This is a genomic window from Vibrio sp. ABH4_348, from assembly GCF_056159765.1.
On the sequence record NZ_JBSWVW010000001.1, the window covers coordinates 1,293,519 to 1,310,049 of the forward strand.

Annotated in this window: 11 protein-coding genes; 7 read left to right on the plus strand and 4 right to left on the minus strand. The window is 45.4% G+C overall.

The genetic code is table 11. The features are described from left to right. Positions 1-22: 22 nt before the first annotated feature. Complete coding sequence (locus tag ACXAFJ_RS05790; RefSeq protein ID WP_475322053.1) at positions 23-1,489, minus strand: sulfatase family protein; 1,467 nt, start codon at positions 1,487-1,489, stop codon at positions 23-25. A 15-nt stretch (positions 1,490-1,504) separates the two neighbouring features. Next, positions 1,505-2,971, minus strand: a complete 1,467-nt coding sequence (locus tag ACXAFJ_RS05795) for a sulfatase family protein (RefSeq protein WP_475322054.1) — start codon at positions 2,969-2,971, stop codon at positions 1,505-1,507. A gap of 173 nt (positions 2,972-3,144) precedes the next feature. On the opposite strand from ACXAFJ_RS05795, the gene ACXAFJ_RS05800 reads away from it, so the two are divergent. Then, a complete protein-coding gene (locus tag ACXAFJ_RS05800) occupies positions 3,145-4,344 on the plus strand; it encodes an anaerobic sulfatase maturase (protein ID WP_475322055.1) in 1,200 nt (399 codons plus the stop codon). On the opposite strand, the gene ACXAFJ_RS05805 is transcribed toward ACXAFJ_RS05800, so the two are convergent. Next, positions 4,334-4,819: a nucleoside deaminase gene (locus ACXAFJ_RS05805; protein WP_475322057.1), complete on the minus strand. Its 486-nt coding sequence runs from the start codon at positions 4,817-4,819 to the stop codon at positions 4,334-4,336. The genes ACXAFJ_RS05800 and ACXAFJ_RS05805 overlap by 11 nt on opposite strands. A gap of 95 nt (positions 4,820-4,914) precedes the next feature. Then, the gene (locus tag ACXAFJ_RS05810; RefSeq protein ID WP_475322058.1) at positions 4,915-6,366 is read right to left on the minus strand and encodes a sulfatase family protein; all 1,452 of its coding nucleotides are present in this window, start codon (positions 6,364-6,366) and stop codon (positions 4,915-4,917) included. Between the two features lie 197 nt (positions 6,367-6,563). Between ACXAFJ_RS05810 and ACXAFJ_RS05815 the strand changes: the two genes are divergently transcribed. From ACXAFJ_RS05815 to ACXAFJ_RS05840, 6 genes are all read left to right on the plus strand, one after another. Continuing rightward, positions 6,564-8,279, plus strand: a complete 1,716-nt coding sequence (locus tag ACXAFJ_RS05815) for a DUF2264 domain-containing protein (RefSeq protein ID WP_475322060.1) — start codon at positions 6,564-6,566, stop codon at positions 8,277-8,279. A gap of 57 nt (positions 8,280-8,336) precedes the next feature. Continuing rightward, positions 8,337-10,256, plus strand: coding sequence for an ABC transporter substrate-binding protein (locus ACXAFJ_RS05820; RefSeq protein WP_475322061.1), 1,920 nt, complete (start codon positions 8,337-8,339; stop codon positions 10,254-10,256). A gap of 122 nt (positions 10,257-10,378) precedes the next feature. Next, the gene (locus tag ACXAFJ_RS05825) at positions 10,379-11,374 is read left to right on the plus strand and encodes an ABC transporter permease (protein WP_475322062.1); all 996 of its coding nucleotides are present in this window, start codon (positions 10,379-10,381) and stop codon (positions 11,372-11,374) included. Between the two features lie 15 nt (positions 11,375-11,389). After that, positions 11,390-12,565, plus strand: a complete 1,176-nt coding sequence (locus ACXAFJ_RS05830; protein ID WP_475322064.1) for an ABC transporter permease — start codon at positions 11,390-11,392, stop codon at positions 12,563-12,565. Positions 12,566-12,575: 10 nt separating this feature from the next. Beyond that, complete coding sequence (locus ACXAFJ_RS05835) at positions 12,576-14,249, plus strand: dipeptide ABC transporter ATP-binding protein (protein ID WP_475322066.1); 1,674 nt, start codon at positions 12,576-12,578, stop codon at positions 14,247-14,249. A 187-nt stretch (positions 14,250-14,436) separates the two neighbouring features. Then, a complete protein-coding gene (locus tag ACXAFJ_RS05840) occupies positions 14,437-16,437 on the plus strand; it encodes a methyl-accepting chemotaxis protein (protein WP_475322068.1) in 2,001 nt (666 codons plus the stop codon). Positions 16,438-16,531 lie beyond the last annotated feature (94 nt).

The following is a 16,531-nucleotide window of genomic DNA, read 5'->3' on the forward strand; positions in this document are numbered from 1 at the left end:
AGATAATTATTTGCGCTGAGTATTAGCGGCTTTTCTCTTTAGCAATCACTTGTTGCAGTTTTTGTTCTAATTCTGCGACTTTTTCCGGCATTGAATCAGCAAGGTTGTTTAGCTGACCCACGTTGTCATTTAAATCGTAGAGCTGCGCCGAAGACATGTTGCCTTTTTCGTTGCCTGTATACTGACAAACAAAATCATCATCGTGTGGAGGAATATAGGCAAAATTCTGATCGCGGAACACTTTCTTGTATTGCATGCCTTCAAGCACCATATCGTCTCGGCCTTTTGAATCATTTCCTGTTAGCGCATCAAGCAGTGAAAAACTATCCGGTGCTTCCAGTTCGGACAAGTCGTACCCGGTAAGTTCTGCAAAACTGTGGTAAAAATCGACTTGATTGACCAGTGCATTGCTTTCACCAGGTTGAATTTTGGCAGGCCAACGCACAATAAAAGGTACACGAGTACCGCCTTCGAATAAGCTGTATTTGCCGCCACGTAGTGGTCCTGCCATACGATGTTCACCGTTTAACTCAACCGCTTCATCTTTGTAGCCGTCGTTGAGAACTGGACCGTTGTCACTAGAGAAGATAACAATGGTGTCGTCTTGTAAGTTAAGTGCTTCTAGCTTGTCGAGGACTTGGCCAATACACCAGTCCATTTCAACGATGACGTCACCGCGAACCCCATGTGGTGTTGCGCCTCGGAACTTAGGGTTTGGAATACGTGGTACATGCGGCTGGTGCAGCGCATAGAACAAGAAAAATGGCTCGGTTTGGTTCTCTTCAATGAAATCGATAGCCTTTTGGGCAAAGACTTCACCCATGGTTTCGTCATCCCACACTGCTGATTTGCCACCGCGCATGTGACCAATACGGCTTACACCATTGATGATGGTGCCATCGTGGCCGTGATCGTACATCACGTCGAGTTGTTCCGGGTGTGTTCGTCCATTTGGTACATCTGAGTAGGCTTGATCCCAGTCGTAAGTCACTTCGATGGGATCATTAGGATCTAGGTTGTCTACCTTGCGGTTGTCGATGTAAACACATGGAACACGGTCATTAGTCGCCGCCATGATGTAAGAGTCGTCGAAACCAACATCGTTTGGCGTACCTTGAATTTCTTTGTTGAAATCCAAATTACCGTCGCCCAAACCTAGATGCCACTTACCAACGATGCCGGTTTTGTAACCCACTTTTTGGAACATTTTGGGCATAGTGTCATCTAGCTTGGTGATGATCTGTGGTGCGTCACCAGGCAATACAGCGGCGTTTGGATTGCGCCAAGGATAAGAGCCAGTCAATAAGCTGTAACGCGAGGGTGTACAGGTTGCGGCGGTTGCATAGCCTTGATGAAATTTCAAACCTTGCTCAGCGAGTTTGTCTAGGTTTGGAGTCGGTATGTCATTCGCGCCATAGCAGCTTAAATCGCCAAAGCCTAAGTCATCGGCGTACATGATGATGACATTGGGTTTTTTAGTTTCAGTCATAGAGATTCCTACTGCTTACTTGTCTTGAAAATGAAAGAGGTCAGGTAATACTCGATTGGTAAACCAAGGGTCTTCAATACGAGCCAGTTCGTTGGCAAACAACTCGAGAAGCCATTGTTCACGCACATTTGCCTGATCAAACGGCAAATTGTTTAGTTGATAGGGGTCTTGCTGGTTATCAAAGAAAAAGATCTCAGCCAACTGGAAATTGCGGTCGATTTCAAACGCTAAGCTGTAGCGCTCAGTTCTAATCCCTCGACTCACCGGAAAGTAGTCAACCACCTGACCATCTTGGTTTTTTTCGCCGTCGATATTTCGTAGATAAAGCGCGCAATCTGGCATCTGAGCGTCTTGTTTACGTTCAATCAAGTAGGGTGAAAGATCCCTACCTTGGATGTCTTGTGGACATAAGTCGCCCAGTTCTAGCAGGCCTAGTACCGTAGGCATAATATCTGGACTACTGATTTGTAGTGGATGAATCTGAGGTTCTACATTTGGTGCGCGAATAATAAAAGGCACGGATAGCGACTCGTTGTAGATAACGTTCTTGGCGTCTTCAATACCATGCGTACACAAGGTTTCACCATGGTCACTAGTGAACACAACCAGAGTATTCTCTAGCTCCCCCGCTTGTTTTAGCGCGTCGATAATGCGACCAAACTCTTTATCAACGCCATCGACGTTTGCAAAGTAATAGGGTGCACATTTTGCCTTATCCATTTCTAGATCAGCGTTATCACGTACTAACAGGTCTGAAGTTGTCCAACCTTGGTAACGCTCAAGATCTTCGGCGCGACAATCATCCAAACTATTGTAAGGAGAATGGGGCGGGTTCATTGACACAAACAACGCAAACGGTTTGTTTGTATCTCGCTCACCTTCTTTGTTCAGGATGTAGCTGATGGCTTTGTCTGCCTCATGCTCGGCCGACCAAATTTTGGGTTCGTGGCGCACTCCGTTTGTGTCGTAATAATGCGGATTGGTATGTTGATCAAAGGTGCCGTAACCATACCAGTAATCAATACCATGGCGTCGTTGTGGCTCAGTGTACGAATCCCATGCCGGTCTGCGACTTTCAACATAGTGTCCAGGGTTAGCTGGATCATTCGGCGTTGGTAGATCGAGATGCCATTTGCCAATGTAACCAACGTGATAATCAGCTTGGCTGAGTACATCAGTAAAACAGGTCTGGGATTGTGGCAACTCGGAATTGATTCGGTTGGAATTGCAGTTAAGAGGCACGCCACTTTTATTCGGGTAATTACCAGTAAACAAGCTGCCGCGATGCGGACTACAAACCGGACAGTTACTCACGGCGTTGGGAAGTGTTGCGCCTTGTTTGGCTAATTTATCGAGATTTGGAGTTACAACCGGGTCTGGCTTGCCCGGAATATGTGACTGGTAACGCTCATCTTGCCAAAGACTTAACGCAACCGTTCGAAACTGATCGGGGAACACGTACAGCAGGTTCTTTTTCTTCATAACCACATCCACATAAAACATTGCCCATATTTTAAAATGAAATGTCGTTTTAATTGTGGATCGCGCTCACACAACGAAACAATGTGAAAAGCTGTTTCAAAAATATTGCCTGCTGCGATAGGAAGTTTATAATCAGTTTACTATCAATAAAGCTGATACAGAGGCACTGCTGCATGCAACGAATGACTATTCCAACCGTTAAGCCTAAGGCAAAACGTCCGTTTCATGTGCTCAGTAAGCCGATTGGTCCACTTTGCAATCTAGACTGTGAATACTGCTTTTATCTCGATAAAACAGAGTATTACCCGGGAACTAACCGGTTCGATATGTCTGACGATTGTTTGGAAACTCACATCAAAAGCTACATAGAAAGCCAACCAAGAGGCACCCAAGAAGTGACCTTTGGGTGGCAAGGTGGTGAGCCTACTATGCGGGGTGTTGAGTTTTATCGGCGGGTAGTGGCTTTGCAAAATAAACACCGCCGAGCTGGAATGAACATCGTGAATACTATTCAGACCAACGGTGTATTACTCAACGATGAGTGGTGTAAGTTTTTAAAGCGTAACAACTTTTTAGTTGGAATAAGTATTGATGGCGATGAAGAGCTGCATGATCACTATCGAAAAACTCGAAGTGGCAAAGGCTCTTATCAGCAAGTCATCAGGGGATTGCGTTATCTCCAAAAACACGGTGTCGATTTCAACATACTAACCGTAGTTCAAGCGAACAACGGAGACCACGGTCGACGCGTGTATCAACATCTAGTGGAGCTTGGAGCGACCTTTATTCAGTTTATTCCCGTTGTAGAAGCAGACAAAACTCATGGTGTGACTGATCGGAGTGTCAGCGCTCAGCAGTTTGGTCGATTTATGATTGATGTGTTTGAGACTTGGAGAAAATCGGATATTGGCAAGGTGTTTGTCAGCCACTTTGATAACGCGCTTGGGATGAACTTGGGAATACCCTCGAACATTTGTGTGCATTCACCAGTGTGTGGCGACAACATTGCCATTGAACACAACGGTGATGTATACAGCTGTGATCACTTTGTTTATCCAGAATTCAAGTTAGGTAATCTTAATCAAACTGATTATCCAGATCTGATTGAAACTCCAGTTCAACAGCAATTCTCAACTCGAAAGCCGATTGGCAGCGAAACTCATTGTCAGGGATGTCCGCAGCGCGATCTCTGTAACGGTGCTTGTCCGGCACAACGAATCAACGACGATGGCGAGTTAGATATTCTGGCGAAACATCGACTTTGCGAAGGCTATTTCGCCTTTTTTGCACATCTAAGGCCGTTTTTAAATGCCATGTCTTGGTGCGTAAGAAAGGGGGTTCCGGCAACCCAATATGAGAGATTTATGAATTAACGGGTTGGTTTGATAAATGATACCGGCATTTATGCAAATTGACGTATCGATTGAGTAGCTCTTGTGCATCGTTTGCCAGAACGTTAGGAACCATGTTAACCAACTTTTTTCGGTAATAAGGGTGTGAGAAAATACACTTTGTGGCTCCAACTAACGAGTCTTCAACACCATAAACAATCTGTTGAATACCCGCGTTAATGATAGCGCCAGTGCACATGGCGCAAGGCTCTAATGTAGAGTAAATAGAGGCAATACTGTTTGGCTTGATGGCGCTTCGGCCAAACAAAGCTTTAGATGCCATTTTAATAGCGATCATTTCAGCGTGTAATGTGTCGTCTTTCTTGTTGTCGACCTGATTGTACCCCACACCAACAATTTTATTATCGATTACGACACATGCGCCTATTGGTATGTTGCCGCTGCTTAATGCGTTTTCGGCTTGCTCCAGTGCAACTCTCATAAACGATTCATGCATGGTGATTTACCCCATCAAACTGAACGGACTCACAGCATAACCTTAACCAACTGGGTTTAGCACAAAGTGCCAAACCCAACTGAAAATCATGGATGTCAAATCACAGATTTCATGCGGTGGAACCAAGTGCAAAGTGGATCACTGTACTTTTGCATCTCTTGGTACATTTCATCCAAAAGGGTCTGTTTGATTTCGTGATGCTCAGGGCAATCGATCAAGTTTTTCATCTCACCCGGATCGGCTTGCATGTTGTATAGCTCGCTCTTACCACTGGCGTTGAAAACGAGTTTAAAGTCTTTTCTGCGCCACATCCGCTGCGGGTAAGGCGTAAAATGACCATTTTGCTGCGCTAGAATACCGGTTCGAGATTGATACTCTCCGCCACGCAGCAATGGCAACAAGCTTTTGCCGTCAAACGAATCCGGAACCTGTGCTTTACTTAAGTCCGCATAAGTTGCCGTGACATCGTGCAAGTAGACCATCTCCTCGCTGACTTGACCTGTGGAAACGGCATTTGGGTCTCGAATGATAAGTGGCACTTTATAGGTTTGGTCAAACATAAACTCGCCTTTTTCAATCATGCGGTGGGCACCCATGGCATCACCGTGATCGGCCGAAACCACAAACATAGATTGATCGTAAATACCTTTGGCTTCGAAATAGTCGACTAGGTTGCCAATCGCATCATCGATTAGGGTTATATAGCCCCAATATTTGCAGATAATTTGCTTCCAATCATGCTCAGGCATATCCCAAACTCCCCACATTTTAGCAATGTTGGTGTAATGCTCAGGTTTACCTTGCAAGGGTTCAAAGAAGCTAGGGTCAAGCTCGACCTGTTCAGGTTGGTACATGGAGAAATAGGGCTCTGGAATAATACAAGGCGTGTGTGGGCCCCAAAAATTCATCCATAAGGTAAACGGTTTATCTTTCGTTAAACATTCCTCAATGTGCGTAATTGCCTCGTCTACTAAGAAGAAGGGAATGGAAGCTTCTACAGGCGCGTTGAGCTTGCCGTAAAACTCTTGGATTTGCAGGTTAGGGTTGTTACCAAATACGCGGTCCGTGGCTTCTGGAATCGGAAAACCTTTTTCATGCAGCCAATCTAAATAGCGGTTACCGTTAAGTGGCACGCTATCAAATACCAAGTTTTTGTATACGCCACTGCCTGGGTAAGCATACCCATCAAAGTTGTGGCCTTTAAAGCCATACTCCTCAGGCAGCTTTTTGTGGCCGATATGCCATTTACCTATATAAAGATGCTCGTGTTCATCAAGTTCGGAAATAAGATTCGCTTGGTCGACAGGCACGTCTCGCTTTTCACCTTCTTTATCAGAATTGGCCATGACACCGTGGTGAGAGGGCATTTGGCCAGTGAACAAAGAAGTACGGGATGGCGTACAAACTGACGACGCACAATAGGCGTTATTAAAGCGTATTCCCTCAGCAGCAAGGCGGTCCATATTCGGCGTTTTTACTTGCTCATGGCCATAGCAGCCAAGCATATCCGCACGCGTCTGGTCCATTAATAATAGGGCCAAGTTCATGATTACTACTCCTTTATGAAATGGTGTTTTAATTATAGTGATTTAATGATTTCAAAATGTGATGTGAGTAGTCTTCGTTTCAAAAAACTGAAACGTAGTTTTGATCTATAACTCATAAATTCAAAAAACCGTTTCAAAAATGTTTTCGTTTTCGTTTTAATCTATCCATCGCGGAAATTGAGCAATCTGTAAATAACATGGCAATGACACTTCAATCTCTAGTCAACACAAGTGAACCCTTCGTTAGTCGTGAGTCGACAGAACGTACATTTGTTCGCCTAGCAGAGAAGCAGCTAAAAGTACTATCCGGTGAGAGCACACATTCTCCCTTGATTTACAGTGCCGCACACTACAACAAAACCACAGAATCAATTGAACACATCGCAAGACTGATGTGGGGAACCACACCGGCAGGGGAAGCAGTATCAGAATTACACTCCTTACTTATTGAAAAGGTTGTTGAAGGTACTGACCCTAAATCGATTGAGTTCTGGCAATTTCCCAAAAACTACGATCAGCGTGTTGTTGAGATGTCATCGATTGCAATGGCGCTGGTAGATCAAAAAGATCTTTATTGGAATGTGCTCAGCCAAGAGCAAAAAGACAACTTATCCGCGTGGCTAAGCTCATGTGCGGATTTAGAGCTACCGCCAAACAACTGGCGTTGGTTCCGCATTTTGATCTTGAGTGCATTGCAAATTCTTGGAGAAGATTTCAACCAAGATGTACTTGAAGCCGATTTAGATTTTGTTGATGACTTATACCAATCCAAAGGTTGGTATAAAGACGGAAAAGTCGGTGTTCTCGACTACTACAATCCGTTTGCTTTCCAGCTTTATGCGTTGGTCTACTGTCGCTGGAACGGCTACCAAGGTGAACGTTGTGACGTGCTAATGAGTCGTGCAATTGAATTTTCAAAGTCTTATGAACTTTGGTTTGCACAAGACGGAAAACAGCTTTGTTACGGACGTTCACTAAATTATCGATTTGCAAGCGCAGCGTTTTGGGCTGAACTTGCACGAACCAATTTGCCAACTGTCGAACACGCGAAAGCTCGCGGTTACTGGCAAGCCTCTATGAGCTGGTGGGCTCAACAAAACATCTGGGATAATCATGGTCAATTGGTCCCTGGCTATGCTTACCCGAATCTCCTTACCAGTGAGTTTTACACCAGCTCAGTTTCTCCTATGTTGGCATTTAAAGCGTTCAACGCGCTCGCAATGACAACTGATCACCCATTTTGGGCGACGCAAGCAGCGCAGATTGAAGCTAACGCAGACGCCATGTGGTTCAGCAATAACCATTTAATCTGGCGAAATGGCGGCAGCTATATGCTGACTAATGGTCCACTTGCCGGTGAACTGCGCGGCTGCACCGATAAATACGGAAAATTTGCTTACAGCTCAGATCATGGCTTTTGTGTTGAATCATGCCAATGGCTAGAGCAAGGATGGGCGGGTGACAACATGTTGGCCTTCAAACACCCTGAAACGGGTGTTTGGATGACCCGAAGTGCCAACATTGAAGCTTACCGAGACGGCGATACTTTAGTTTCTGTATGGCAACCGTTTGCGGGCTGCGCCGTTGAGACACGTCAAAGTCTAATTAATGGGGTGGAGTTACGCTGTCACAACATTGATTGCCAACAAGAAATTGAATTCGTGATGACAGGATATGCGGTTGACGCGTGGCAACCGTGGTTTAGCCACACTGAGCCAAAAGAAGCGGCTGTTGAATCAGAACAACTGTTTAGTGAAATGATTTTAAAGGATGGACAGGGTGAAAGTTGCGTTTACCCCTGTGCCCCAAACACCAATTTGCTTTTCCAACATGCAAGCGTTCCTGCCTTTAAAGGTACTTGTCATGTTGGCACTCAGGAATTCGTTCTTGAGGTAAGAGCTGGGCAAAAATAACCTCAATAAAACGCTAAATTAGCACTATTTTATAAAAACAACATCAGGGAGTGACTGATGAAAATTAAAAACAACTTACCTATGATCGGTAAAGTCGCAATTGCAGTAGCAGGCGCGATTTCTTTCTCCGCTTCAGCAAGTACCTACAACGAAGCTCCACAACTGGCTGAGCTAGTCGAAGCAGGCAAACTTCCTGCTGTTGAAGAGCGTTTGCCAGAGAACCCACTAGTTGTTGAACCAATCGAATCTATTGGTCAATACGGTGGTGAACTACGCCTACTTGGCCTTAAAGCAGACCGCGGTCACCGCATGCGTATGCTTAAGTACGACAACCTATTCAACTTCAACCGTCACTACACTGGCATTGAGCCAAACCTAGCGACTAGCTACACAGTTAACGAAGACTTAACTGAATACACTATTAGCCTACGTGAAGGGGTTAAGTGGTCTGACGGTACTGAGTTCACAGCTGAAGACATCAAATTCTACCTAGACTTGATCAACCGTGAAGATTGGTCTGGCAACAAACCACTTTACGCTCGTGCTCCTGGCGATGCAGTTGGTGAAGTGGTAGACAAGCACACAGTGAAAATCACACTGGCTAAGCCAGACGGTATGTTCATCCGTAAGCTAGCGAATACTGACGGTTCTAACATCGTTCAATTCCCTAAGCATTACTGTGAGCAATTCCTACCAGAAGTTAACCCTAAAGCTAACGACGTAGCCAAAGAAGCAGGCTTTGATAGCTGGCAGCAATACTTCCAGACTAAGTGTCGTGCGATTTACTTCCAAGAGAGCTACCAAAATGTAGAACGTCCAACAGTAAATGCATGGAAAGTTAAAGTAATCCCAGGTCCTAAAACCCAGTACGCAGTATGGGAACGCAACCCTTACTACTGGCAAGTAGACACCGAGGGTAACCAGCTTCCTTACCTAGATTCGGTTTACTTCTCTTACTCTGAAAACAAAGAAGAGATGGTACTGCGTGCGGCAGCGGGCGAGACGGACTTCCAAACACGTCATATCGGCCAAGCGAAATACCGTCCAATGCTAGTTGAGAACGAAACTAAAGGTGGTTACACCTACGCAACTCGTCCAAGCACAAGTATGAACGCGACGATTCTTGGCTTTAACCAAACTCACAAAGATCCAGTGAAGCGTGAGCTATTTGGTAACAAAGACTTCCGTATTGCACTTTCTCACGCAATTGACCGTGACGGTATCAGCGAAACTGTATTCTCTGGTGTTGTAGAAGGTTGGCAAGCAGCGCCTTCTGAAGGCAGTGCATTCTTTGATGAAGAGTTTGCAACTCAGTTCACTGAGTACAACCCAGAATTGGCAAACCAACTTCTAGACAAAGTTGGCCTAACTAAGAAAGACAAAGAAGGCTACCGCCTAGATAAAAACGGTGACCGTCTGCGTATTGAAGCCTTGGTTAACCAGCAGCGTGTAGGTGAAATGACTGACATCCTTGAGCTAGTTAAAAACGACTGGCAAGAAGTTGGCATTTTCCTAGACATTCGTATTGTTGAAGGTTCTTTCCTTCAAACACAGCGTCTAGCGAACGAATACGACCTAGTTCCAGCAAAAGGTGATGGTGGTATCGGTGTTCTAGATACATTCCGTAGCTACGCACCGCAAAACCCAGAGTCAACGTGGGGCCTAGGTTACTACTACTGGATGACTGACAACTCTCACGCTAATGCTGTAGAGCCACCAGCGCATGTTAAGAAGCAGATTGAGCTTTACAAGGCTATGGGTAAAACCGCGTCTCACGAAGAGCAATCTAAGCTTATGCAGCAAATCCTAGATATTGCTAAAGAGCACTTCTACGTGATTGGTACGGTTCAAGCTTTGGATGAAGGTGTACTCATTCGCGAAGGTGTACGCAACGCGGACACTGAAGTTCCAAACTCATACAGCATCGGATCTCCTGGTCCAATGCGTACCTCTCAGCTTTGGAAGGAGTCAAAATAACTCTAACCTAAGCTAGGTTTAGGTGTGGGTATATCCAGACCTGTTGGCCACGAAACCTTGCCCTCGTGGCCAACGAACTCTTTGTTATAACGATTTGCGATTACGCAAATGTAGGAAGAATTATGAGCAGTTTTTTTCTGTATATTGGACAACGATTAGTCGCCGTGATGACCACGCTGCTAGTTGTGTCAATTTTAGTTTTTGTCGTTATTGATTTACCACCGGGTGATTTTGCTTCTGCGAAGATCGCGGAAATGGCTGCCATGGGTCAAGATGTCGACCCAGAGCAAATTCTTGTTTTGCGTGAAATGTTTGGTTTAGACAAGCCACTCTATGAACGCTACCTAAGTTGGGTCGGGGGACTCCTTACAGGTGACTTAGGTTTATCTCTTGTTAATAACAAACCCGTTTGGGACAACATTCAGCCAACTTTATTACCAACTATTCTACTTGCTGTTGCTGTACTTCTGTTCAAATTCCTATTGGCGATTCCAATTGGTGTTTACTCGGCACTTCGTCAGTACTCAATTGGTGATTACATTGCCACTATCTTTGGCTTCATCGGAATGGCGACGCCTAACTTCGTGATTGCCATCGTCGCTTTGCTTATCGGTTACCATTCTTTCGACGTGATGTTGTCTGGTTTGTATTCACCAGAATACATTAGCGAACCAATGAGCTTTAACAAATTCATGGACGCGGTTAGCCGCAGCTGGTTATACATCTTGGTAGCCGGCACTGCAGGTATGGCGGGTATTATCCGCATCATGCGTGCCAACTTGCTTGATGAATTAACTAAACCTTATGTGAAAACGGCTCGCGCAAAAGGGCAAAAAGAATTCACTTTATTAGTTAAGTATCCAATCCGAGTGGCATGTCTACCACTAGCCGCAACAATTGGTTGGCAACTTCCACTACTTATTAGTGCCGACGTTATTGTCAGCCAAGTATTAAACATCCCAACAATGGGCCCAACGCTTTTAAGTGCATTGCGTAACCAAGACATGTACTTAGCGGGCGATATTCTTCTGTTTATGTCGATGCTTACCATCATAGGTACCATCATTTCCGACATCATTATGTACTGGGTTGATCCACGCGTTCGCGCTGGTCTGTAATTGGGAGCTCTGATAATGACTACTAACACACAAAACGCTCCTGCAACTGGTCTATTTGCTAAGTTGTTCAAGCGTAAGAAAAAAGAAATTGATCTTGCAGAAGCAACTGCATGGCAGTTAATTGGCATTAAGTTACGTCGTCACAAGCTGGCGTGGTACAGCATGTGGTTCCTAGGCCTGCTTTATTTTGTGGCTGCCTTTGCGGAGTTTTTTGCGCCATTTGACCCAAGTGACAACTGGCGTCGTTACACTTATGCACCGCCGCAAGAAATCAACTTGTTCGAAAAAACCGAGCAAGGTTGGGAGTGGGCACCGCATTTGATTGGCTACAAAGTCAAAACGGACATGCGTTCTCTGAAGCGCCATTACACTGAAAACCCAAACAAGAAGGTGTACTTCGAGTTCTTTGGTGAGACTAAGCCTTACACGCTAGCGGGCTTCATTCCAATGAAACACAAGCTGTTGGTACCTAAGAACAAGCGTGACCCTTTCTTTATTCTTGGTTCTGACCGCATGGGACGAGACATGTTATCGCGTCTAATTCACGGCGCACGTATCTCACTTTCTGTTGGTTTGATTGGTGTTTTCTGTACCTTCTTTATCGGTATCTTGATTGGTGGTATTTCCGGTTACTTCGGTGGTCGAATCGATAACTTCATTCAACGTGCGATGGAAATCGTCAAATCGATTCCAACACTACCACTATGGATGGCACTGGGTGCGTCATTACCTAGTGATTGGAGTTCGTTACAACGTTACTTCTTGATCACTATTATTCTTGGTTTGGTCGCTTGGCCTGATATGGCACGAGTTGTTCGAAGCCGCTTCATGTCTCTTAAGAGTGAAGAGTACGTCGCTGCAGCGTGGCTTGACGGTAACACACCATTTGAAATCATCCGTCGTTACATGGTTCCAAACTTCTTAAGCCACATTATCGCGGTTGTAACCCTTGCGATACCGGGCATGATTTTGGGTGAAACAGCATTGAGTTTCCTTGGTCTAGGTCTACAGCCACCAATGGTAAGTTGGGGTGTGCTACTGCAAGAAGCACAAAACATCCGTGCGCTTGCTGATGCAGTATGGCTATTGATCCCGGCTGCAAGTGTTGTGATTGCGATTCTTGCGATGAACTTCGTGGGTGACGGTCTGCGTGACGCATGTGACCCTTACCATGACCAAGGTGCAAAATAAGGTATATAAAATGGCTGAAAAAATTCTTGAAGTTAAAGAGGTTAACGTCAGCTTCCCTACGACCATGGAAACGTTCCATGCCGTAAAAAGCGTATCGTTCGATTTGTACCGAGGTGAAACTCTTTCTGTAATCGGTGAGTCGGGTTCTGGTAAGTCAGTTACCACCAGCGCGATTCTTCAGTTGCTAGACAAACCGGGTCGCATCGACTCTGGCGAAATTATTTACCACACAGACGGTTCAAAAGTGGACATCACTGATTTGGACCCACGTGGTGAAGAAATGCGTAACCTGCGTCGTTTCAACTTCTCACTGGTTTCGCAAGAACCGATGGCGGCGTTGAGCCCAGTTCATACGGTCGGCGACCAAATCAAAGAAGTACTTTGTCTAGTAGAGCCTGGTATTACTAAACAAGCAGCTCATGCCCGTGCCATAGAGTTGCTAGAACAAGTTCAAATGCCTGAGCCTGCGAGCTTGATCAATAAGTACTCTTTCCAACTATCAGGTGGTCAGCGTCAGCGCGTGGTAATCGCAATGGCGATTGCCAGCCGACCTGACGTTCTGATTGCCGACGAGCCAACAACGGCATTGGACGTAACGACGCAAGCTGAAATCTTGGATTTGTTTGCCAAGTTGCAACAAGAGATTGGTATGGCAATCTTGTTCATCACCCATGACTTGGGTGTCGTTGCACAGATTTCCGATCGCGTGGTCGTGATGGAAAAAGGTGTCGTTGTAGAGCAAGGTGATGTACGCCAAATTTTCGAAGCACCTGAGCATCCATACACCATTAAACTGATGAATGCGACGCGTGCTCTTGAGTTGCCATCGCAAGTTAAGAAGCCGTTTGTGTACGAAGGTCAAACGCCACTACTTGACGTTGCAAAAGTTACCAAAGTGTTCGAAAAGCCAGTCAAAATGTTTGAGAAAAAACAGTACATGACGGCGGTTAACGAAGCCACACTAAAGCTTCACCCGGGCGAATCTTTGGGAATTGTAGGGGAGTCTGGTTCGGGTAAGAGTACGCTTGGTCGCGCCATCTTAGGCATGCAGCCGGCCACATCTGGCAACATCAAATACGTTGATGAAAGCAATGGTATTGACCTGGAACTAGCGGACTACAAACGAATCAAGCGCGATCCTTTGTTCGCTGATTTGCGTCTGATTTTCCAAGACCCGTGGTCTTCGCTTAACCCACGTATGACGGTGGCTGATATCATCGAAGAGCCGTTAAAGCTGCTTCGCACTGAGTTGAGCTCGCAAGAGCGCAAAGACCGAGTCAAAGACATGATGCGCCGTGTGGGTCTGCCTGCTGAGTTTGCTAGTCGTTACCCACACGCATTCTCAGGTGGTCAGCGCCAACGTATTGTAATTGCTCGTGCTTTGGTAACGATTCCCAAGTTGATCATTGCCGACGAAGCAACAGCAGCACTGGATGTTTCACTGCGTGCGCAAGTACTGGATCTGTTGATTGAATTCCAAAATGAGTTTGGTACGGCCTTTATCTTGATCACTCATGATATCGCGACAGTGAAATACTTCTGTGACCGAGTAATCGTTCTGCAGCACGGCACCATCATGGAGCAAGGTACAGTAGAACAGGTCATCCACAACCCTCAAGATCCATATACTCAGCGTCTGATCGCCGCAGTTCCCGTTGCGGAATTGCCACAAGACGTGGCCTGACTATAGCTGGCCGTATGAGTTATACGGTCACCCTTAGTTGTTACATTAAGGCCGCATTAGCGGCCTTTTTTAATTTGAAATTATTCGTCTCTCAAATAATAAAGAAAAAAATATATAAGCCATCAATTTAACGTGAAACCAAAGTTGAAATCGATGAGAGACAGCGCTCGACACTATGAGGTATCCAATGAAGATTTGGTCAGATTTGTCTATCGTTCGCAAAATCGTTTTAAGCTTTGTGTTGCTAATCAGCGCCATTGTGTTTATTACCGGCCTGAGCTTAAAGCAAGGTTCTCAACAAGCTGAGAAAATGAACACCATTACCGATTTGGTGACACCGTATATGGTGGAACTGAATCGATTGACCGTTAACTTACTGAATGCGCAAAGTACAGCGCAAGCCCACTTTACTTCGACCGAGGTTGATCAGTTTGACTTGTTAAACACTCAGTTTTCTACGTTGTTGACCCAAACGCGCCAGCACTTAAACAACCTAAGCACAATGCAGGCAAACTTGCCCAATGATCTCAACAACAGTTTGGACTTCAAATCGACATTGCAGATTGAAACTCAAACCCAATCTTTGTTTGAACAGTACGAACACGTCGTTGTATCTGAACAATTGGTTACCAAGCAAAGCAGCCAATTTACGCTGGATGCAACAAAAATGAGGCGTGCAGCTTACAAACTCTCGGGTTCTGTAGACGACATGAACGCCAGTTTTATGGCTAACAATCTGGTCACCAATATTGATTCCCTGATCTTTAACACTGAGAAAGCTCTGCGCAGTCATGACTCAGAAGTGATCGCGAGTCTGCTAAAGAAAAATCAATCAATGGCAGCTAAGTTAAAGAAAACCAGCGAGTCACTAGCCAAAACGACCCGCAAGTACAATAAACGCGATCAAAAACTGCTTTCGGCCGTCATCGACCATGCGACGTCAGAGCAGGGTGTTGTGGTCGCGCACTTGCAAGCCATGAAATCTCAAGAACAAGTACTCAGTCAGTGGCAACAGATTCAAAGTGAAAACCAAGCCTACATTACGACCCTAATTGAAGAGTCGGAAGTGCTTAGAAAGGTAACGGGACAATATGTCGATGAGGCTCATCAACAGCAGCGCTTTGGTGAGCAAGCTATGTTGACGGTCAGCAGCATAGCGCTAGTAATTGTATTGTCTGTGGCTTTTGCTATCAGTCGCAGTATTAAACAGTCATTGGCGAGTTTGATTGATGTCGTAACCCGTATCTCAAACGGAAATTTGTCGAAACCCTGCACCAACGATTCGCAAGATGAATTTGGAGAACTGGCACGATATATCAACGAGATGCAAATTAATCTAAGAACCTTAGTCGATTCAATTAACCAGGTTTGCGACCAGCAAATGCAGTTAGCCCAGCAAAACTTACTAGCATCTGAAACCAGCCAAGCATCTATTCAGCAGCAAACGTCCGAGACAGAAAGTGTGGCTACGGCCATTCACCAAATGGAAATGTCATTTGGAGAGGTGGCAAGTTCGATTCACACCACAAAGAACAAGATTGATTCTATCGATCATTCTACTCAACAAGCTTTCGATGAAGTGACGTTAAATCTCAATATTCAGCATGATTTGTCCCAGTCACTAAACGTCTCTCGAGATCTAATAGGTGAAGTAAGCCGAGTAAGTGAAAACATTGGTCAGGTTTTGGATGTGATTCAAACCATCGCCGACCAAACCAACCTATTGGCACTGAACGCAGCGATTGAAGCCGCAAGAGCGGGCGAAATGGGACGCGGGTTTGCGGTGGTTGCTGACGAGGTACGTGAGCTTGCCAGCCGAACTGGCCGCTCGACACAAGAAATTCAGATCATGATTGATAATCTGCATCACGCCGTCAAACAAGCCGTTGAGCAAGTATCTCAGTGTGATGAGTTAATGGAAAACTCGCGCACATCGGCTGAGCAAACGAATCAAGCTGTACAAGGTATTCAAGCTGCCACCTCTGAGTTGGTTCAGCTTGGTGAGCAGATTTCAGCAGCAACCGAAGAGCAGCAGCGCACAGCGGTTGAAATTAGTCAGAATGTCAGCCGAATTGCAGAGATTGCCGAGTCTAACTTAAGTGGATCAGTTCAGGTTTCGGACAACGGTAAGATGTTGCAACAGCTTACCGACCATCAACACTCGCTTATCGAGGGTTACAAGCTTTAACCCTAGCTGAGTTGGCAATGCAAGCACGAGTTACACGCTAAAAACAGCAAATACAAAAAACGAGCACGACTTTCGACGAATTATTAAATTAGGG